The sequence below is a fragment of the Aeromonas sp. 600886 genome (assembly GCF_049174935.1).
Lineage (GTDB): Bacteria > Pseudomonadota > Gammaproteobacteria > Enterobacterales > Aeromonadaceae > Aeromonas > Aeromonas veronii_A.
Genome location: NZ_JAAKUB010000006.1, coordinates 188,675 through 208,433 on the forward strand (window position 1 = coordinate 188,675; position 19,759 = coordinate 208,433).

The 19,759-nt window shown below is 60.7% G+C and carries 15 protein-coding genes; 8 read left to right on the top strand and 7 right to left on the bottom strand.

What is annotated here, in order from left to right; genetic code table 11:
• Positions 1-9: 9 nt before the first annotated feature.
• Positions 10-1,449, top strand: coding sequence for a RimK family protein (locus G5179_RS07240; RefSeq protein WP_421258111.1), 1,440 nt, complete (start codon positions 10-12; stop codon positions 1,447-1,449).
• 83 nt (positions 1,450-1,532) lie between these two features.
• On the opposite strand, the gene G5179_RS07245 is transcribed toward G5179_RS07240, so the two are convergent.
• Together G5179_RS07245 and G5179_RS07250 are read right to left on the bottom strand one after the other, a co-directional pair.
• On the bottom strand, positions 1,533-3,161 hold the full coding sequence (locus G5179_RS07245) for an alpha-amylase family glycosyl hydrolase (RefSeq protein WP_421252095.1): 1,629 nt from the start codon (positions 3,159-3,161) through the stop codon (positions 1,533-1,535).
• Between the two features lie 109 nt (positions 3,162-3,270).
• Positions 3,271-5,238, bottom strand: a complete 1,968-nt coding sequence (locus G5179_RS07250) for a TonB-dependent copper receptor (RefSeq protein ID WP_421231183.1) — start codon at positions 5,236-5,238, stop codon at positions 3,271-3,273.
• Here G5179_RS07250 and G5179_RS07255 point away from each other — a divergent pair.
• Positions 5,227-5,487, top strand: a complete 261-nt coding sequence (locus tag G5179_RS07255) for a hypothetical protein (RefSeq protein WP_421258112.1) — start codon at positions 5,227-5,229, stop codon at positions 5,485-5,487. The two genes, G5179_RS07250 and G5179_RS07255, sit on opposite strands and share 12 nt — an antisense overlap.
• Here the strand turns inward: G5179_RS07255 and G5179_RS07260 are convergent.
• Positions 5,484-5,741, bottom strand: coding sequence for a DUF2442 domain-containing protein (locus G5179_RS07260; protein ID WP_005335997.1), 258 nt, complete (start codon positions 5,739-5,741; stop codon positions 5,484-5,486). The two genes, G5179_RS07255 and G5179_RS07260, sit on opposite strands and share 4 nt — an antisense overlap.
• Before the next feature lie 259 nt (positions 5,742-6,000).
• Between G5179_RS07260 and G5179_RS07265 the strand changes: the two genes are divergently transcribed.
• Positions 6,001-7,965, top strand: coding sequence for an LTA synthase family protein (locus G5179_RS07265; protein WP_421258113.1), 1,965 nt, complete (start codon positions 6,001-6,003; stop codon positions 7,963-7,965).
• An 89-nt stretch (positions 7,966-8,054) separates the two neighbouring features.
• Here the strand turns inward: G5179_RS07265 and G5179_RS07270 are convergent, their stop codons facing one another.
• Positions 8,055-8,525, bottom strand: coding sequence for an Lrp/AsnC family transcriptional regulator (locus G5179_RS07270; RefSeq protein WP_005336001.1), 471 nt, complete (start codon positions 8,523-8,525; stop codon positions 8,055-8,057).
• 143 nt (positions 8,526-8,668) lie between these two features.
• Here G5179_RS07270 and G5179_RS07275 point away from each other — a divergent pair, with 143 nt between their 5' ends.
• A complete protein-coding gene (locus G5179_RS07275) occupies positions 8,669-9,187 on the top strand; it encodes a cyclin-dependent kinase inhibitor 3 family protein (protein ID WP_421258114.1) in 519 nt (172 codons plus the stop codon).
• Here G5179_RS07275 and metA read toward each other — a convergent pair whose 3' ends face one another.
• Entirely contained in the window at positions 9,188-10,135 is a 948-nt protein-coding gene (metA, locus tag G5179_RS07280) for a homoserine O-succinyltransferase MetA (RefSeq protein WP_421258115.1), read from the bottom strand. It lies immediately after the preceding gene.
• Between the two features lie 144 nt (positions 10,136-10,279).
• Here metA and G5179_RS07285 point away from each other — a divergent pair, with 144 nt between their 5' ends.
• The 4 genes from G5179_RS07285 to yidA all read left to right on the top strand — a co-directional run bounded on the left by G5179_RS07285 (position 10,280) and on the right by yidA (position 15,559).
• A complete protein-coding gene (locus G5179_RS07285) occupies positions 10,280-11,518 on the top strand; it encodes an HD-GYP domain-containing protein (protein ID WP_421258116.1) in 1,239 nt (412 codons plus the stop codon).
• 53 nt (positions 11,519-11,571) lie between these two features.
• Positions 11,572-12,720: a competence/damage-inducible protein A gene (locus G5179_RS07290; RefSeq protein ID WP_270906216.1), complete on the top strand. Its 1,149-nt coding sequence runs from the start codon at positions 11,572-11,574 to the stop codon at positions 12,718-12,720.
• Between the two features lie 247 nt (positions 12,721-12,967).
• Positions 12,968-14,635 carry a DUF342 domain-containing protein gene (locus G5179_RS07295; RefSeq protein WP_021231653.1) on the top strand — a complete coding sequence of 556 codons (1,668 nt, stop codon included), beginning with the start codon at positions 12,968-12,970 and terminating at the stop codon, positions 14,633-14,635.
• Between the two features lie 114 nt (positions 14,636-14,749).
• On the top strand, positions 14,750-15,559 hold the full coding sequence (gene yidA / locus G5179_RS07300) for a sugar-phosphatase (protein WP_421258117.1): 810 nt from the start codon (positions 14,750-14,752) through the stop codon (positions 15,557-15,559).
• A 109-nt stretch (positions 15,560-15,668) separates the two neighbouring features.
• Here the strand turns inward: yidA and G5179_RS07305 are convergent, their stop codons facing one another.
• Entirely contained in the window at positions 15,669-18,752 is a 3,084-nt protein-coding gene (locus tag G5179_RS07305) for a transglycosylase domain-containing protein (protein ID WP_421258118.1), read from the bottom strand.
• A 208-nt stretch (positions 18,753-18,960) separates the two neighbouring features.
• On the bottom strand, positions 18,961-19,278 hold the full coding sequence (gene tmaR, locus G5179_RS07310; RefSeq protein WP_005336024.1) for a PTS system regulator TmaR: 318 nt from the start codon (positions 19,276-19,278) through the stop codon (positions 18,961-18,963).
• Between the last annotated feature and the right edge of the window lie 481 nt (positions 19,279-19,759).

A 19,759-nucleotide genomic window follows, 5' to 3' on the forward strand; every position in this document is an offset into this window, starting at 1 on the left:
GCCGAAAATATGAGTACCTATGTCATCGTCGAAGAGCTGGGCGACTGGCCTTGCCATGCCGATTATCTGCTGACCGCCCGCACCTATCTGCAACATGGCGTGCCGACCACCGGCGGCCGACCCCGCATCATCAACCTCTGCCGCAATCTGGAGCACCTGAGCGCAGGCTACTACTGCTCGCTGCTGGCCCAGGCCCGCGGCCACCACTGCCTGCCGGGTCTGCAGGCCATCAGCCGACTGCAACCCCAGCAGCCACCGGCCAAGCTGTGGCGCAAGGCGCAGGGGTGGCTGGCCCAGCAGAGCGAGGATCGGATTAGAGTGCGCGCCATCTTCGGCCAGTGTGAACAGAGCGAGCTGGCGGGGCTGGCCCGCTACTACTATGGCCTCAGCCAGTTGCCGCTGCAGGAGCTGACCCTCAAGCGCGGCCGCCACGGCTGGTCGGTGCGCCAGCAGCAGAGCCTGTCGCCGCTGGAGCTGAGCCCAAGCGAGAAAGAGCTGATGCTACACCACGCTCAGGCACTGGTGGGGACCGGTGACGAGGAGCAGGCGGCGCCGCTCTACCAGCTCGCCATTCTGGTCGACCCAGATGATGGCCGTGCCAGCAGTGACGGGCTGGCGCTGGAGCGCTTTATCCGTGCTGCTGCTGCCCAAGGCATCCGGGCCGAGATCCTGCCACCGTCGGCCATCGAGCGGCTGCCGGAGTTCGACACCCTCTGGTTGCGTGCCGAAACCGCAGTCGGCCACTACACCTTCGAATTTGCCCACCGTGCCGAACAGCTCAAGATGCCGGTGATCGACAGCTCCCGCGCCATCCTCGCCTGCAGCAACAAGCTCTATCTCTACGAGCTGATGGTGCGCAGCGGCGTGCCCATGCCGCCCACCATGGTGGTCACCCGCCGCGGCCGCCACCATGTGGACGAGCTGGTGCAACGGCTCGGCCTGCCGCTGATGGTGAAGGTGCCCGACGGGGCGCAGGGGCGCGATCTCGCCATGGCCAGCGACGAGCAGCAGCTTGCCCGCCTGCTGGACGAGGGGCTGGGCCGCTCCGCCCTGCTGCTGGTGCAGAGCCGGATCCCCGCCGAGTTTGACTGGCGCATCGGCTTTCTCGACGGCTCGCCGCTGTTTGCCTGCCGCCGCTACCGGCCCGAACCGGGCAACCGCATTCGCCGCCGCAAGCACCCCCTCGACATGAGCCGCATCGAGGCGCTGCCGCTCAACGAGGTGCCGGAGCGGGTACTGCAGACCGCCCGCCGCGCAGTCCATCAGCTCGGCAATGGCCTCTACGGGCTCGATTTGCGCCAGCAAGGGCGCGACTGCGTGCTGCTGGAGATCGTCGATAACCCCTGGATCCGCGGCGATATCGAAGACATGGAGGCGCAGGATCTCTACGAACGACTGGCCCGCGCCTTTCGCCAGCGGCTGGAAAACAGGGGCCAGACCACCGCATAACCCGCCATGACTTTGTCGCCCACAATGACAGAGAGGGCCCCGCGATGGCGCCCTCTCTCATATCAACGCGTGCTGTGGCTGACTTATTGCAGACGCAGGAAACGCCCGCTCAAGGGCGGTATCTCCACCGTCACGCTGCTGCCGCCGATGGCCAGACTCTCGCCGCTTTGCAGATCCATCAGCGCGCTACCGCTGCGCAGTTTGCCCGTCGGCAGGTTGTAGCTGAGTGCCGTGGTGGAGAGGTTGAGCAGGTAGACTATCTGCTCCCCCGCCGTCTGCTTGATGTCACCATAGAGACTGCCCTCGGCCACCAGTTTGACTCGCTCTCCCTGATAGAGAGCGGGGTGGGCGGCACGCATCGCCAGTAGCTGGGCCAGCCACTCTTTCAGCTCGGCTTGTTCGCTACTTGGCACAAAGCCGGTGACAGCGGGCACCTTGCCGTCGCTGCGGGCCACATGATCGTCGCACAAGCCCTGCGCTGCGCAGTCACCACCAACCTTGGCGGCAAAGCCCGGCACCTCGTCGCCAAACTCCTCGCCATAGTAGAAGGTGATGGGGCCGGAGCGAGCCGCCATAAAGCTGAAGGCCGCCTTGTGGCGCTGCCAGTACTCGGCCGACTTGAAGTTGCCGCGTTCCAGCAGATCGCCAAAACGCACCAGATCGTGGTTGCCCAGCATCAGATTCGGCATGGCGTGATTCGGGTAGTTCTCCACCTTGTTCCAGCTGGCGTCGAGCACGCTGGCCCCCTGCCCGCCCTTGCCGGACTCCTCCACCGCCAGCGCCTGCACGATGCCGTAGCGCAACGGGAAGTCAAAGGCCGAGGAGAGCGCCGGATTGTCGCTGCTGCCGTAAGCCTGGGCGCGAATGTCGTCAGCCCCCTTCCACACCTCACCCACCATGTAGCCAAGGGTGCCCCACTGCTGACCGGCCGCCTTGCGCGCCGCGCTGGCCTGCTCCACCTCGCTGCGAATAGCGCGCCAATCATCCAGCCCAAGCTGATAGGCCTGATCGAGGCGCCAGCCGTCGATGCCGTACTGCTCTACCCAGTAGCGGGCTACCTCCTTGAAGTAGGCGAGGCTCTCCGGCTTGCTGTAATCCACCAGCTGGCCGGGATAACCCGCACCGCCGCTGGTGAGGGCTGGCAGACGCCCCTCTGGCGAGGGCTTGCTCACCCCCACCTTGTTGACGTGGCCAAACACCCCGTCGAGGAAGACATAGAGACCACGCTGGTGCGCCCCGTCCACCAGCTGCTTGAGCTTGGCATTGCTGCCAAAGTTGGGGTCCACGGTGAAAAAGTCGCAGGCGAAGTAGCCGGTGGCATCGAGCTTGTTATCACCGCCCTGACCAGCGCAGGAGTCGAACACCGGGGTGAGCCAGATGGCGTTGACGTTGAGACTCTTGATGTGGTCGAGGCTATCGATGATCCCCTGCAGATCGCCGTTGTGCTGGGAGGGGCCATAGCCGACGCCGTAGTTGGCGCTGCCGTCACCATCGGCAAACGACTCCACCATCACCTGATAGATGCGCAGGTTGCAGGCGGGTTGATCGTCGCCATAGCAGGCACGACTGGCCGTCGCGACCGGAGGGTGGGTGACCGGCGGATTGACGACGGGGGGAGAGCTCTCCCCGCCTGAACTACCGCTGCCGCCGCAAGCCGCAAGTAACAGGGCGGCCCCGAGCAGGCCGCCATAGCGTAACGTTCCCTGTTTCATTGTTATATTCCCGCTGTGAGAGCAGGCGTCTGATACGCCTGTTTTCCACCATGATAGCGAGGCTCACACAGCGATGTCTGTGACTGAAAACGTTATCTGACTCAACTGGTTAAAGCACACCCGCCGAGGCAAACCGGTAGTTGAACGAGAGCCAGTACGAGCGACCCGGCTCGGGGATACGGCCGCTCTGCTCGTAGCCCAGCCCTGCCTGACTGGCATGTACCGACTTGGAGAGGTGCTCGTAGTAGAAGGTGTCGAACAGGTTGTCCGCCCCGGCCGAGAGCTGCCACCCCTTGGCAAACTGCCAGGCGCCGCTCAGGTTCATGGTGAAGAAGCCCGGAGTCTCCCCCTGATCCTGACCCGCAACGGTGCCGGAACCGACGTCCACCCGATCCTGCGCCGCCACCGCGCGTCCCAGCAGGGTGAAGTTCAGCGCCTCGTCAGGCTGCCAGCCCAACGCCAGCTTGCCATCAAGCGGCGGCATCTGGGCCAGCGGCTTGTTGTCGCTCTGGTTTTCGCCGTAGACCACCGCCATACCACCATCGAGACGCCACTGCTCGGAAAACTGCCAGCGTCCCTCCAGCTCGCCACCCCGGGTCTGGGCATCGATATTGCGCACCTTGTTCGACTTGCTGTTGTAGAGCAGGTAGTCCTTGATGTCGGCGCTAAAGAGGGAGAGGGTCAGATCCAGCTCGCGGCTGCGCAAAGCCAGACCCGCATCCCACTGGCGGCTGCGCTCCGGGTTGAGGGTGAACGGGGTGCTGTCCTTGCTGCGCTCCCAGTAGTCCGGCGCACGCTCTGCCTGCCCCCAGGCCAGATAGCTGGACCAGCGTGGCGACCACTGATATTCGTAGCGGCCAAACCCGCTGTTAAGACTCAGGGTATCGCTGTAGAGGGTCTGTTCACCGGCGCCATAGCGGGTGGTCTCTACCCTATCCTGACGGTAACCGCCCTTGTAGCTGTGAGCCCCCTGCTGACGACCCAGTTCGGCGAAGCCGCCCTGCTGCTCGAAACGCAGGGTGCGCTGGCGATCCTTGGTGGCATAGTCGACCCCACTCCGACTGCGGTGCTGATCCCGGTTGCTGTCGAGCCCGGCGGTCAGCAGCCAGTCTGCTGGCAAGGCGATGTCGTTGGCCCAGCGACCGCCGGTGTTGCGGCGATCCGGGTTGGAGAGCATCTTCATGCCACTGTTTTGCCGCAGGCTGAAGTTGTCCATGATGTGGTCTATATAGTTGTCCCACAGGGTCAGCTCGCTGCGCTGCCAGTGAGTGGTGATCTGCTCCTGCTTGAGCTTCAGCCCGAAGGATTCGCGATCAAACATGGGGCCATCCATGGTGCGGTCCGCATAGGCGGCGCGGGCGTTGCTGCGCTCGGCGGTGAGTTCCAGCCAGGTGTGCTCCCCCGGCGTCCAGCCCAGCTGGGCGGTGCCGTTCTCGCGGCGATAGAAGGAGCGCACCTTGTTGCCATGGCCATCGCGGTAATCGTCGCTATCGGAGTGGGTGAACTGACCGCGCAGATAGCCGTCGGTCGAGCCTGCCGTCATGTCGACCATCTGATCATCGCGGCCGAAGCTGCCAAAGAGGGCCGAGGCATCGGCCTTGAGGCCCGGTGCGGTGAACTCGGGTCTGTCCCGCTCGAACAGCACGGTTCCCGCCAGCGTAGCCCCTTGCTCGAGGGATTGCGGCCCCTTCAGCACCCTGATCCGGTCAAAGGATTGGGGGAACACATAGGCGGTGGGCGGGTCCATCCGGCCACCACACCCACCGGCCAGCATGCCGCCATCCATCTGCACGTTGAGGCGGGACATCCCCATCCCCCGCAGTACAGGGTCGCCACCGAGCCCCCCTTTGCGCACCATGCTCATGCCGGTGACATTCTTCAGATAACCGGCGCCGTCGGCAGCGGGCATGGGGGAACCGGGCTTCTTGGGATCCAGCGTCACTTCAAGTGTGCTGGCGGGGCGGGTTGCCACCACCACCATGGGATCCAGCTGTTGAACCGATTCCTGACCGGCAGCGCCGTGACAGGCGAGCCCGCCCACCAGCAGGGCAAGAGGTGTGCGCATATGACAAGCCATACATTTTCCTTATGTATTTGTTTATTTTGTTATTTTCATTCAACCGACCAAACCTTTCAGCAAGGGGAAGGTTTGCCATCAGGCCGCAAAAAAGGCCTGCGGCGCGAAAGCGGCAAGCCTCTGTCAGGTGAAGCGAAGGCAAGTTGGCAAAATGTTGCGCAGGTTTTACCCAAGTTGGCTCAGAAAGGCAAACGGGCAAACATTCCAGTAACAGGAATCTGGCGTTGGCTCACAAAAAATGGGGATTAGCTGAAGGCTTCCCGCTCATCGATGGGAGAGATGAGGTGATAGACCTCATGGGCGGATAGCGTGCAGCCAACAGGCCACTCCAGCTGGTGGTGACGGTTGATGAAGACCCGGGCGCAGTGACGCTCGCTCTCCAGCTTTGCAAATAGCGGCTGGGTTCGCCAGGGGGTCAGATCCAGCACACCCGTGGTGCCATCCGATAACACCAGAAACAGGCGCCATCCCCGCACATACTCGACATCGATAAAAACCGGCATCCCTTCGGCTCCGATTGAGATAATTCGCGGCAATTATAAACACCAGCGCTCAATCCATACACGCTGTGGCTCACATTTTACCCAGCAGATTATGCTGTGCTCATTAGTGGCGCGACATCACATTTTTAGATGATAAATGTGTTAATGCCGACTTTTAACAAACTTGAATGCAACCTTAACCAGTTCGATCTGTCATAACCTCACAACAACTAAAAAAACGTCTGTGGACAGACGTTTAGAGTCTCATTCAGGAACAAACATGACAGATCTAAAACAGCGACTCGGCCCGTTCTGGCCCTTCGCCGTCTTCTGCGCGCTCGCGCTTTTCTCTCTCTCTTTCAGCCGAATCGCCCTCGGTATATGGCAACTGGAACGGGTGGATGCCGTGGCCGGTTGGCAGGAGATGCTGCTACAAGGGATCCGGGTCGACTTTGCGACCCTCTGCTGGGTCTGGGGTGTCCCCGCCATGCTCACTCTGCTGCTGGCAGGCCCCCATGCCATCGGCCGAGGCTGGCTGCAACTGATGCGCGTCTGGCTGACCGTCGGACTCTGGCTGATGCTGTTCCTCGAGATCTCCACCCCTTCGTTTGTCACCGAGTATGGCGTGCGCCCCAACCGCCTCTATGTGGAATACCTCATCTATCCGAAAGAGGTCTTCGCCATGCTGTGGGCAGGCCGCAAAGCCGAGCTGCTGCTGGCGTTACTCTTCAGTGGCGCCGCGCTGACCGGCGGTTGGTGGCTGAGCGGCCGTCTGGTACGTGGTCTCAGCTTCCCCCGCTGGTATCTGCGTCCGGCCTTCGCCCTGCTCATTCTGGCCATAGGTTTTCTCGGTGCCCGCTCCAGTCTCGGCCACCGCGCCCTGAACCCGGCCATGGTCGCCTTTGCCGAAGATCCGCTGGTCAACTCGCTCACCGTCAACTCCGCCTACTCCCTATTCTTTGCCATCAAACAGATGGGCGCCGAGGAGGATGCTGGCCAGTTTTACGGTGAGATGACCCCTCAGAAGGTGCTCGAAGTAATGCGCAAGGAGAGTGGCCGTCCGGCCAGTGATTTCAACTCCGATCTGCTGCCCAGCCAGACCTTCAACGAGGCGAGCTTCCAGGGTAAACCGAAGAATCTGGTGATCCTGCTGCAGGAGAGCCTGGGCGCCCAGTTTGTCGGCTCCCTCGGTGGCCTGCCGCTCACCCCCAACATCGATGCCCTGTCGCAGCAGGGTTGGGCCTTCGAGCAGCTCTACGCCACCGGCACCCGCTCGGTGCGCGGTATCGAGGCGGTACTGACCGGCTTCACGCCGACCCCGGCACAGGCGGTGGTCAAACTCGGCAAGAGCCAGACCAACTTCTTCACCATCGCGGATCTGCTCAAACAACGGGGTTACGACACCAGCTTTATTTATGGCGGCGAGAGTCACTTCGACAACATGCGCAGCTTCTTCCTCGGCAACGGCTTCACCACCATCGTAGAACAGAAGGATTTCGACAATCCGGTGTTCAAAGGCTCCTGGGGAGCTTCCGACGAGGATCTGATGGCCAAGGCCGACGAGACCTTCAAGGCGCTGCACAAAGAGGGCAAACCCTTCTTCAGTCTGGTGTTCAGCTCCAGCAATCACGATCCGTTTGAATTCCCGGAAAACCGCATCGAACTCTTCGAGCAGCCCAAGCAGACCCGCAACAACGCGGCCAAGTATGCGGATTACGCCATCGGCGAGTTCTTCAAAAAGGCGAAACAGTCCGAATACTGGAAAGACACCCTGTTCCTGGTCATCGCCGACCACGACAGCCGGGTCGGTGGCGCCAGTCTGGTGCCCATCCCCCGCTTCCATATCCCCGGCGTCATTGTGGGCGACGGCATTGCACCGAGGAAGGATCCGCGCATCGTCAGCCAGATCGACATGGCGCCTACCCTGCTCTCCCTGATGGGGATCAGTGCCGACTACCCCATGCTCGGCAAGGATCTGACGCGCATGCCCGCCGACTGGCCGGGGCGCGCCATCATGCAGTACGACAAGAACTTCGCCCTGATGCGCGGCAAGGATGTGGTGATCCTGCAACCGGAACGAGCGGCAGAGGGCTATGTCTACGACAATGCCAGCGAGAAGCTGACACTGGCGGCGCAGCCGGACGCCTTGAAGGAGGATGCCCTTGGTCTGGCCCTGTGGGGCAGCATGGCCTATCAGAAGAGTCTCTATCAGACGGCCAAGGATGAACGCACCGCCGCCAATTGAGCCAACCGTGCTGATTCAACCCATAGCAGACTAGAAAAAACCGCCAGCTGGCGGTTTTTCATCTCCCCATATTGTCGGCCCACTGGCCGTTATGGCTGGGGAAAGCAGGGCAGGGAGCGGCTGAACTTGTGCTCGAACACCAGCGAGGTTTCGAGGTGCACCACCTCCTCACGGGAGGTGAAGTGATCGAAGACAAAGTTGCGCAGGTGCTCGGTGTCGGAGACACAAAGGTGCACCAGAAAATCATCCTTGCCCCCCATGTGGAACAGACTGATCACTTCGGGCAGCGCCAGAATGGCATCGCGGAAAGCATCGATGATCTGACGGCTGTGACGGGCCAACTGCAGGGAGACCATGGCCTGAATGTGACCACCGAGGGCCTGATAATCCACTTCGCAGTGCGCCCCCTTGAGCACGCCATCCTGCTGCAACTTGCGCACCCGCTCCAGACAGGTGGAGGGGGCAACGCCCACCAGCGCGGCCAGATCCTTGTTGGTCATGCCCGCATCCCGAAACAGATGGGCCAGGATATCCAAATCCAGTTGATCCAGGTTTCTCATCTTAACTCCTTGAACCGCTCAATTTTTTAGACTCTGCCCGTAAACCGGGGCAAACACAACGGCCATTGACATCCCCCCTGCCCCGCCTATCCTTGGCGCCATTCACCGGCCGCAGCCCTGCGGCTACCACACGAGGATCCGCTATGCACCCGTATCACCCCTTCTGGAGCCTTGAGGTTCCCCGTGTCGACGGTCAGCTGCTGCTGACCCCCTGCCCCGGCACCCAGCAGGTGCCGCTGACCCTGGCGCTCGATCAACTGCGGTTGGCCGGTGCCCACGGAGTGGTGACCCTGATGACAAGCGCCGAGTTGATCCGACTCGAACTGGCGCAGCTCGGCCAGCAGGTCGAGCACGAAGGGATGCGTTGGTTCCATCTGCCCATCGAGGATGATCTGGCACCCGATGCCGACTTCGAGGCTGCTTGGCAACAGGCGCTGCCACAGCTGCGCGAGCTGCTGGGAGATGGCAAACATCTGGTCATCCACTGCAAAGGGGGCAGCGGTCGCACCGGTCTGGTCGCCGCCGCGCTGCTGATGACCCTCGGCCAGCCGCAGCAAGAGGCGATGACCGCAGTCAAAGCTCACAGACCCAAGGCGTTTACCTTGACCTGCCACCACCAATGGCTCGACCAGCTGGCCGAGCGGCTGGCGCAGGGCGACTGACTACTTGCCTCCCTGATCGTAGGTAAAGACCTTGCCGATATCCTCCACCCGATAGCTGGTGAGCTGATAGACGTAGTAGTTGAGCCAGTTGGCAAACAGCAGATGGCCGTGGCTGCGCCAGCTGGCGCGCGGGGTCCGGCGCGGGTCGTTGTCCGGGTAGTAGTTGACCGGGATGACGGGATCGAGCCCCGCCGCCAGATCCCGCTGATACTCCCCGTCCAGCGTCAGGGCATCGTACTCCGGGTGACCGGTGACAAACACCTGACGACAATCCTTGGTCGCCGCCAGATAGACCCCCGCCTCTGCTGACTCGGCAAAAATCTGCAGGTCGGTGTGAGCGCGGATCAGCTCGCCGTCAAACGCCGCGTAGCGAGAGTGAGGGGCGACAAACTCATCATCGAAACCACGTAGCAACGGCTCGTGCTCATCGAGGCGATGGTGGCGGTAGACCCCGGAGAGCTTCTCGCCATGGGTCTGTTTCTCCATGCCATAGAGTGCTTTCAGCGCCGCCTGCACCGCCCAGCAGAGGAACAGGGTGGAGGTGACATGCTGATGGGACCACTCGATGATCTCGACAATGCGCGGCCAGTAGACCACCTCCTCGAACTCCACCAACCCGAGCGGTGCCCCTGTGATGATCATGCCGTCGTAATTGTTGCCGCGCACCTGCTCGAAGTCGTGATAGAAGTTCTCGAGGTGGGCCTGCGGCGTGTTCTTCGACTCCCGATCGTCGATGCGCAGCAGATCCACATCCACCTGCAGTGGCGAATTGGAGAGCATCCGCATCAGCTGGATCTCAGTCTCAATCTTCTTCGGCATCAGGTTGAGGATCAGCACCCGCAGCGGGCGGATGTTTTGGGTGACGGCCCGGGATTCCGTCATCACGAAGATGTTCTCCTGCCCCAACACTTCGGCGGCGGGTAATTGATCCGGGATCTTGATCGGCATGCTTACTCCCTGTACTGCATCGGTAAATATGTCTGGACATCCAGAAGCCTATAATAAAGCTCCCACCCTGTCATCAGATACCTTTTGTATTCACTCTCGCCTTTGACTAGCATACGGCTCAGTATCTCCCCTGCATCCAAGATAATGACCGGTATCAAGATTTCCGTAGATCGACTGCAAGTCGGCAACTATGTCTCCCTGCCACTGGGGTGGCGCGAACACCCGTTCCTGTTTTCCAGCTTCAAGATCAAGAATGAAGAGGAGATCGAGCTGATCCGCCGACTCGGTCTGAAACTGGTCACCATCATTCCCGACAAGAGCGACGTTCCGCCCAAGCCCCTCAATCAGGTACAGCCTCAACCACAAGAGAGCGCAGACGCCGCCCAGCGGCAGGCCCGGATGCAGCAGGAGAAGGACCGCCGCATCGAGCAGTTGCAGCAGTATCGTCGCAACCTGCAGCAGTGCGAGAAACAGTTTCAGCAGTCGCTGGCCCAGGTGCGCAGCGTGATGAGCAAGATCCAGTCCCGCCCCCTCAATGCCATCGGCGAGGCGCAGGAGCTGGTCAACGCCATGACAGAACAGCTGCTCTCGGTGGACGAGATGGTGCTGCACCTGGTCTCCGACAGCGAGGATGGCAACAACCTCTACTTCCACTCCCTCAACGTCAGCGTGCTCAGCATGCTGCTGGCCAAGGAGTGCAACATGTCGGCCGACCAGATCCGCCATATCGGTATGGGGGCCCTGTTCCACGACATCGGCAAACTGAAGATCCCGAGCCAGATCCTGCGCAAGACCGAGCCGCTCACCAGGCCGGAGCAGAACCTGATGGCCCAGCACCCGCGCTACGGGCTGGATCTGCTCAATCTGGCCAAGGATTTCCCGTCAGAAGCGAAGGGGATAGTGCTGCACCACCACGAATATCTCGATGGCAGCGGGCCGGAAGGGCTCAAGGGCGGCCAGCTCGATCAGCTCACCCAGATGGTGTCGCTGATCAACGAGTACGATAACCTCTGCCACATGCAGGCCAAGGTGCCCTACTCGGCCCTGAGCGGCCTCTACAAGCAGCGCAAGGCGCAGTTCAATCCGGAGTACCTCAGCATGCTGATCCGGTTGATGGGGATCTATCCCCCCGGCAGCGTGGTGCAACTCTCCAACGGTCAGGTGGGGCTGGTAATGTCGGTCAACGCTTCCCGCCTGCTCTACCCCTCGGTGCTGGTCTACGATCCGCGCATTCCCCGTCAGGAAGCGGCCATCATCGACCTGCAGCAGGCCGAACTGTCGATCGCCAAGGTGATCCACCCCAAACGGCTGCCGCCCGCCGTGTTCGAGTACCTCAATCCGCGTACCCGGATCAGCTACTACTTCGAGCACAACAAAGCCTGATTGTGTTGGCCCAAGGCCAACCGTTGCCACCCGTTTAATCCAAGGAGCCTGCCATGCGTATCGAGATCATCAGTACCGGAGACGAGATAGTGACGGGTCTGGTGGTGGATACCAACGCGGCCTGGCTCAGCGCTCTGCTGCTGGAGCAGGGCTGGCAGGTGCGCCGTCGCCTGACGGTAGGGGACAACCTCGCCGACCTGAAAACGGTGCTGCAAGAGAGTGCCCGCCGCGCCGAGGTGGTGTTGGTGTGTGGCGGGCTCGGGCCCACCGCCGACGACCTCACCGCTCAGGCGGCAGCCGAGGCCTTTGACCAACCGCTCACCCTCTTCCCCGACTGGCTCGCTACCATCGAAGCGCGCTACGCCAGCCGTGGCCGCCCCATGGCACAAAGCAATGCCAAACAGGCCTGGCTGCCACAGGGGTGCGAGATCCTCGACAACCCGGTCGGCACCGCCTGCGGCTTTGTGGTGCGAAGTGGCCAGAGTCAGCTCTTCTTCACCCCGGGAGTGCCGTTCGAGTTCAAACAGATGGTGCGTGAGCAAATTCTGCCGCGCCTCAAACAGCTGGCCGGTGCGCAGATCGATACCGAGCTGCGTCGCTTTTACACCTTCGGCATCTCGGAGTCGGCGCTCAGCGATATGCTGGATGCCGAACCCTGGCCAGCCGGCATCGAGCTGGGTTACCGCTCCTCCATGCCCCTTATCGAGCTGAAACTGATCGGCCACGGCGCCAGTGCCGCTGATATGGAGAGTGCCGAGCGCCGACTGCTGGATACGATCCGCCCCTGGCTGGTTGGCAGCGGAGATACGGAACCGGCGCAGCAGATCCTTGCGCTGCTGCAAGACAAACCGCTGACTCTGCTGGAGGGGGAGAGTGGAGGTGCGCTGCTGGCGCTTTGTCACGGCCATCCCCAGCTGGAAGCACGCTTCAGCACGCAACTGGCCGATGAGCTGGCGCAACTGCCGACCGCCGATGCGGGCCTGCTACTGACCATAGGGCGCGAGGGCACTGAGGGTGTACCACTGCTGCTCTGTGCCGATGGCATGCACATCGGTCAGACGGTCAAGGTCCGCCACCCCGACCCGGAGAGCCGCCGCAAGATCCTCGCCTTTGCCGCCCTCGACATGCTGCGCCGCCATATGCTGGGTGAGCCGGTGCTCGGCGATTACCTCACCCTGGCCAGAACAGCCCAGCGCAGCTGATAACCCCCCCTGCCAGCGACCCTATGTTGCTGGCGCTGCGATCCGCCTTTTCACTCAGTTTCCAAACAGCGCCCACATTTATCTGGCCGCCATCACCGATTTGACTTCAATTCATTGACCATTCAGAGGAAATATCTGAATACTGCCCACTCTCAGGGTTGGCGACTCGCTTTATTAATCATTGAGAGATTAAATGACAGTAAAGGAGCGAGCCGATCGCTCCGTTCTCATCCAGCAAGGAGATGCGGTGTTAAGCAAAGAGTGGTTGCTGCTATCAAGCGATATGGAACTGGTCTGCCTGCGGATTGCCGCCGGTCTCACCAAACCTGTCACGGAACAGGATGTGCAGGCTCTGCTGCTCGCTTCCAACTGTCGCCGCTATCAGCCGCTGCCCGAGGGGATCAAACAGGCCATCAGCCTGCTTAATACCCTGCTCACCAACCCTGCCGCCCCCGTCCCCGCCAACCCCATCCCTGTCGGCAAGCGTCAGGATGCCCGACTAGCCGTAATCGTGGAGAAGGATCGAATGAGCGCCATCGCCCAGATCACTGCCGACTGGGGGGGCAAGTATGTGACGCTGGAACAGCTGAAAGAGGCGATCGCCATCAGCGAAATCAAACAGGGGGTGAGTGAGCAACTGCTCACCGCCGCCATCCAGTCAGCCAAAGAGGCCGCCCCCGGCAGTCAGCTCAAGCTGGTGATTGCCAACGGCCAGCCTGCCGTCAATGGTCAGGACACTCGCTATGAGCGGCTGGTGGAGACCCCGGCCGAACGGATCCTCAAACCGCAGGAGCTGGGGCATGGCAAGGTCGACCTGCGGGATCTCGGCTCCATCGTCACCGTCAAGGCCGGTGCTCCGCTGATGCGCCGTCATCCGGCCACCGTCGGGGTGCCCGGTTTTACCGTGACCGGTCAGGATCTGCCCGCCAAAGATGGCAAAGACAGTCCGATGAGCGCTGGCGAGGGCACCTTTATCTCCCCCGACGATCCCGACCTGCTGATTGCCGGTCGGGCTGGCCTGCCCTGTCAGGAGAAAGCAGGCATGAAGGTGGACGAGGTGCTCAGCGTCAAACAGGTGGATGCCCGCCACGGCCACATTGATTTTGAAGGGGGCTTAATCGTCAGCGGCGACGTCAACCCGGGCATGAAGATCCGTGTCAGCGGCGACATCGTCATCGGCGGTTTTATCGAAGGAGGCTGGATCGAGGCGGGGGGCAGCATCACGGTACGCCACGGCATCATTGGCCGCCGCAACGAGCAGGGGGAGTACCTTTGCCAACTCAATGCGCAGGGGGAGATCCACGCCAGCTACGCCCAGTATGCCCAGCTGGAAGCGGGGGGCGATATCCAGATCCAGAGCCAGCTCAGCCACTGTTACTCCCGCAGCGGACAAGATATCAAGGTAGGCGATAGCAACATGCGCAAAGGCACTCTGCTGGGGGGTACCAGCATTGCCAATCGCCTGATCATGGCTCCCAGCCTGGGGGCAGAGGCCGCCAACCATACCCGGCTGCAGATCCTTGGCGGCTACTTCACCCACAAGGAGCAGGAACACCAGCTCAAGCTGCGCCAGCAGGCGTGTCAGGCCCAGCTGGAGAAAATCAAGGAGCTGGTCATGAAGTTGCTGCAACTGCCCGGCGACAAGCGCAATCCGGATACCCTGCGCAAGCTCAAACCGATCCGGGACCATCAGCTGGCCGAACTGGCCCAGCTCGATGAGCAGCTCACCGCCAACCAGGAGGAGCTGCGAAACTTGATGGCTCAGATGGAGGTCATTGCCACCCAACACCTCTACTCCGGCATTGAGGTCGAGATGGCAAGCTTCAAACGCAAGGTTACCATCACCCGAGGCCCTACCCGCCTGACCATCCATGATGAAACCCTGGAGATGACCCCTTACGAGGGGCACAAATAGCTCAACCGGCACGGCCCCATCGCTGAACCGGCCGTGATCCCGCCGCCGATTTTCGCTACACTCGCCACTTCCTTGGCCCCACCGGGCGGGCCACCCAGACTCAGGTAGTGAGAGATGTACAAGCTGATCGCATTGGATATGGATGGCACCCTGCTCAACCCGCAGGGCCAGATTACTCCCCGCACCCACGCCGCCATCAGCGCCGCGCGCGCCAAAGGGGTAACCGTTGTGCTGGCCTCCGGCCGCCCGCTGGAAGGGATGAGCCGCTATCTCGAAGAGCTCGGCCTCACCACAGAGCATGACTACGTCATCTGCTACAACGGCGCCCTGGTGCAACAGGTGGCCGATCAGCGCATCATCCGCAGCCAGCTGCTGACCGGCAGTGACGCCAGCGCCGTCGCCAAACTGGCTGACGAGCTGGAAGTGAACGTCCATGGTTTCTCGGTCACCCGCGGACTGATCAGCCCCCGTGTCAGTACCTACACCGAGCACGAATCCCGCCTGATCGGCATGCCGATCAATCTGATCGACTTCGCCACCCTGCCTGCCGACGAGCAGATCATGAAGGTGATGATGATCGACGAGCCGCCCCAGCTCTCCCGCGCCATCGAGCGACTGCCTGCTGAGCTCTATGAGCGCTATACCGTGGTACAGAGCGCCCCCTTCTTCCTCGAATTCATGAACAAGCAGAGCAACAAGGGAACTGGCGTCGCCGCACTGGCCGAGCACTTGGGCCTGACCGCCGCTCAGGTGATCTGCGTCGGGGATGCGGGCAACGATCGCCACATGATCGAATACGCAGGCCTCGGTGTGGCGATGGGCAATGCCACCGACGAGATCAAGGATCTCGCTCAGCACACCACCGCCCGCAACGATGAAGATGGTGTAGCTCAGCTGATCGAGCAGTTCGTACTGAACGCCTGATCGCAATCGAGCGCCGCAGCGCCCGATGAGGATATAAAAACGGGGAGGCTGTCAGCCTCCCCGTTTTTTCTGGTTAGTTATCTGCGTGATGAGCGGTAATTCGTGCGCATCACTGGTTCGCCAGACACTGGGTATGGGAGCCCGGTTGCAGGTAAGGCGTCAGCAGGGGAGCCATCCCCTTGAGCACCTGCACCGGCAGCGCCGAGGTGAAACGGAACTTGTCAGACTGGCTACCCGGTACATAGGCGGTCAGAGTACCGAAGTGATCCTCACCCAGATAGAAGACGAAGGTCGCGGTGCGGTTGCGCGCCAGTGAGCTGGTCACGTTGCCATAACGACCCACGGTTTCAATCCGGTTATCCCCGGTTCCGGTCTTGCCCCCCATCTGCAGCACAGTGCCATCCGGCAGGGTAAAGGCACCGGCTATACGTCTTGCCGTGCCCCCTTCAACCACCTTGGAGAGCGCACTGCGCAGGGCTGCCGCCACCTCTGCCGGCATCACTCGGGTTCCCTCGGTGTGCTGCGGCTCAAACTCGGTCTCGAAGGGCGTCCCCTTGGCGAACGAGAGGTGCTCGATACGCAAGGTTGGCGAGCGGATACCGCCATTCTGGATAATCCCCATCAGCTCGGCCAGTGCAGCCGGGCGATCACCGGAGCTGCCCAAGGCAGTCGCCAGCGAAGGCACCAGATGGTCGAACGGATAACCGAGCTTGGCCCAGCGCTGATGGATATCGAGGAAGGCTTCAACCTCCAGCATGGTGCGGATCCGGCTGTCACGGGCACTGCGATGGCGAGTCTTGAACAGCCAGCTGTAGACCTCCTGCCGCTCGTCACGACTGGCCGCCACCGCGTCGGCAAAGGTGGCCTTGTCGAACTCCTTGAGATAGGCCAGCAACCACAGCTCCAGCGGGTGAACCCGGGCGATGTAGCCCTGATCCGGCAGTGAATACTTGCCCGGGCCATAGCTGACGTAGAGCTGATTAATCCGCTTGGCACTCAGCCTTTCTCGCGGCAACCGCTCCGCCAGGAAGGCAGTAAATGCGGCTTCGCTGGCTTCCGGCATCAGGTAGCGGTGAACCGCCGCCAGACGTACCGCACTCGGCTTGAGACCGTCGAGGAAGGTATCGAGTTGCTCCTCGGGAGTCTTGCCGCGATATTTGCGCCAGAAACGCAGCAGATAGGTCTGGCCCTCTTTGTCGGCAAATTTGGCCAGATATTCCTGACGGCGGGGATCCTTGTCATCCTTGAGCAACTGGGCACGGTTGCCCTCCTTGTAGAGGCTGTAGCGCACGATATCGCGCATCAGCCGTACAAAGGGCAAGTTAATTGACTCACGCAAAGAGTCACGCAACGTCGGAATACGATTGTTATCCTCGCGGCGGAAGTTGTTGAAGGTGTGCATGCCACCACCGGTAAAGAACCCTTCGTTGGGGCTGGCGGAGTATTTGCGATCCAGCGCCGCTTCCAGCATCACAGGCAGGCTCTTGTCCTGAGCCGTCATCAGATAGGAGATGGCCCAACGGCTGAGGTTGTCCTGAGAGACGGCAGCCAGCTTGCGCAGATTCTCGACCGGCATCCCGGCATAGTTGTCGTGCAGCTCGGCCACGATCTCCAGATAGGTGGTCAGCACCCGCAACTTGGCGGTTGAGCCCAACTCCAGCTTTGAACCTTCGTTGATATCGAACGGCTGATCGGTGTTGTCGGTCTGCACCCGCACCTTGAACCCTTCCGGCGACTTCTCGAACAGGGTGAAGCTGTAGCGCACATCGCCGGTCTTCTCCGGCGAGAGCAGGCGCTCACCAAACAGTCCCACCTGAGCGGCAAACGTCGGGTCGGCCAGCTGTTGCAGATACCGGGAGATTTCGTTCTGCAGCGGCATGTTGAGGCTGGTATCGGCGGTCAGATCCATCCGGTCGAGGTCATAGAGCTGCACCCCGAGCTGACGGCTCAGGCGAGTACGGGCAACCTGCAACCCCTTGTTATTATTCACCCGGGTGATAGCCGGGGACTGCAGGAAGTCACGGAACGTAATCTTGGCCTTGAGCGCCGCCTCCATCAGAGGTGGCGTGATCATTCCCTCCTGCACAAACAGGCGCAGGTAGCTGTCGGTCAGGGTAGCCAATGCCTCTCGCCCCTGAGCCAGATAGTAAGAGGGACGGCGGTGCGCAATCATCAGCGAGACCACCTGACGCAGGGCAAGCCCCTGTTCGGCCAGCGGTGCGTTCTGGTTTCGGGCGGGATCCAGCAGACGGTTCACGTCATCGACATTGGCACCAAACCAGACCCAGAGACCATCTCCCAGACCATGCACTTCACCATATCCCGGCGCAGCCGAGAGCGGTACCGAGTTGAGGTAGGCCCAGGCGACCAGCTTACGCGCTTCGAGGGTTTCCGGCCCGAGACGATAGGCCCGCACGCTGGCAGAGGCCATCTGACGGATCTTCTCGGTCGGCGACAGGGTCAGGCCATCCGGCGAGTGGCGATACTTCTCCACCTGGGTCGCCAGAGTACTGCCACCGGCAGATTGATCCTGCATATCGAGCGCCTTGCCCACCTGGGAGAGCGCCGCCTTGGCAAAACGGGGCCAGTCGACCGCCGGGTTGGCCAACGGCTCTTCGTTGCTCAGCAAGTCGCGGTTCTCGATAAACAGCAGCGACTGGATGACAAGAGGCGGAATGGAGTCAAAATCCGGATAGTGATGGGTCGGATACTTGAATTGATAGAAAGGTTCTGCGCGGCAATCGTGCAACGTCAGGCCAGCCTGCACCTTCTCGGTATAGGGCACGAAGAAGCCACGACTGGCGTAGTCATAGAGCGCGTCGGAGAAATGCACCTGCTTGCTGACTTCATAGCCCCGCTGAAGCAAACGCTCCTGCATCATCGGCAGTTGCACATAGCCGAGCCGCTTGTCGAACGGGCCATCCTCAGGGAAAGCGATCTGCTTGCTCTGGCCTGGCTCGACCTGATAGGTGAGCTTGGCGGCATAGCGGGAGATCTCCTGAGATTGCAGCTTCGAGGTTTTCATCTCATAGCCAACCAGAGCGATCACCGCCCCCAGGCACAATAAAAAGAGAAAACAGAACAGCCAACGCCACCAGGGACGACGCTTGCGCTTTGGGTTCCCGTCCGAGGTCTGGACAGATGAATCTTGAGATGCCACTTGTGTCAAATCCGTCTGTTCTGATGCGCCCATATCAGCCCCACCATGGTTGCGCAATTTATTGTGTTTCACTCAAGCTTAGTCTTTTCAAGTCAATGGCTTGAAACTATTGACCGCTTTGTAGTGATGGTAACAGGGCAATTCTAAAAAGGGGAGCCGATTGTTGCAGGAGTGGCAGAGATCAGAGCTGATAACAAAACACCGGCCAGTGGCCGGTGTCTTTTAAGCAAAAGCTGAACGCTTACTTGTGAGAGCTCATGCCCTTCAGTTTGGTGCTCAGCTCTTTACGCTCTTTGGAAAGCTCGGCGTTCTTGATGATGTGGTCATCCACGCGCTCTTCATAGTCGGCACGCATGTTGGCGATGATCGCCTGCACATCATCAATGCTCATGCCCGGCTTGATGTAGTCGCTCAGGTTGTCGAGCAGCAGCACGCGCTTCTGGTTGTCACGGATCTTTTTCTCGTTATCCGCAATTTCACGCTTGAGTTTGTTCTGGCGACGGGACATACGCACATATTCCAGTACATCGCTGAAGGTGGACTTGTTTACTTGTTCCATATCGATACCACTGACTTAAGGTTGATAAAAACTGGCCAAGTTACACCTGGAACCCGGCAAACTCGGCGCGGGACAGGCAAACTCAAGATGCCCTTACTCTACCGAGTTATAAGCGAGATACAACCCTAATCGCGCACCATGAACAGAGTTTGGCCAAAAGTAAACCAGTTAAAATAGCCAGTAATCCATCAGATAAGGGCTTGATATAGATAGAAAATGGAGGAAATGACAGGATTTTTAGTTCTCTTCCTGCAGATAAATGCTAATACTGGCTGTTTAACACGCTAAAAACACCAAGGCCCGGTCGTGAGGCCGGGCTTTGTATTGGCTCCGATGTGCAAATCTGTGGGTCGCTGGGCAAAACAGCCCATAGCAAAAAGGCCTTCCCATCTGGGAAGGCCTTTAAATTAGTGGCGGAGCGGACGGGACTCGAACCCGCGACCCCCGGCGTGACAGGCCGGTATTCTAACCGACTGAACTA

Coding starts and splice junctions, on each gene's coding strand:
- G5179_RS07240 (WP_421258111.1), top strand. CDS start 10: ATGAGTACCTATGTCATCGTCGAAGAGCTGGGCGACTGGCCTTGCCAT.
- G5179_RS07245 (WP_421252095.1), bottom strand. CDS start 3,161: ATGAAACAGGGAACGTTACGCTATGGCGGCCTGCTCGGGGCCGCCCTG.
- G5179_RS07255 (WP_421258112.1), top strand. CDS start 5,227: ATGACAAGCCATACATTTTCCTTATGTATTTGTTTATTTTGTTATTTT.
- G5179_RS07250 (WP_421231183.1), bottom strand. CDS start 5,238: ATGGCTTGTCATATGCGCACACCTCTTGCCCTGCTGGTGGGCGGGCTC.
- G5179_RS07260 (WP_005335997.1), bottom strand. CDS start 5,741: ATGCCGGTTTTTATCGATGTCGAGTATGTGCGGGGATGGCGCCTGTTT.
- G5179_RS07265 (WP_421258113.1), top strand. CDS start 6,001: ATGACAGATCTAAAACAGCGACTCGGCCCGTTCTGGCCCTTCGCCGTC.
- G5179_RS07270 (WP_005336001.1), bottom strand. CDS start 8,525: ATGAGAAACCTGGATCAACTGGATTTGGATATCCTGGCCCATCTGTTT.
- G5179_RS07275 (WP_421258114.1), top strand. CDS start 8,669: ATGCACCCGTATCACCCCTTCTGGAGCCTTGAGGTTCCCCGTGTCGAC.
- metA (WP_421258115.1), bottom strand. CDS start 10,135: ATGCCGATCAAGATCCCGGATCAATTACCCGCCGCCGAAGTGTTGGGG.
- G5179_RS07285 (WP_421258116.1), top strand. CDS start 10,280: ATGACCGGTATCAAGATTTCCGTAGATCGACTGCAAGTCGGCAACTAT.
- G5179_RS07290 (WP_270906216.1), top strand. CDS start 11,572: ATGCGTATCGAGATCATCAGTACCGGAGACGAGATAGTGACGGGTCTG.
- yidA (WP_421258117.1), top strand. CDS start 14,750: ATGTACAAGCTGATCGCATTGGATATGGATGGCACCCTGCTCAACCCG.
- G5179_RS07305 (WP_421258118.1), bottom strand. CDS start 18,752: ATGGGCGCATCAGAACAGACGGATTTGACACAAGTGGCATCTCAAGAT.
- tmaR (WP_005336024.1), bottom strand. CDS start 19,278: ATGGAACAAGTAAACAAGTCCACCTTCAGCGATGTACTGGAATATGTG.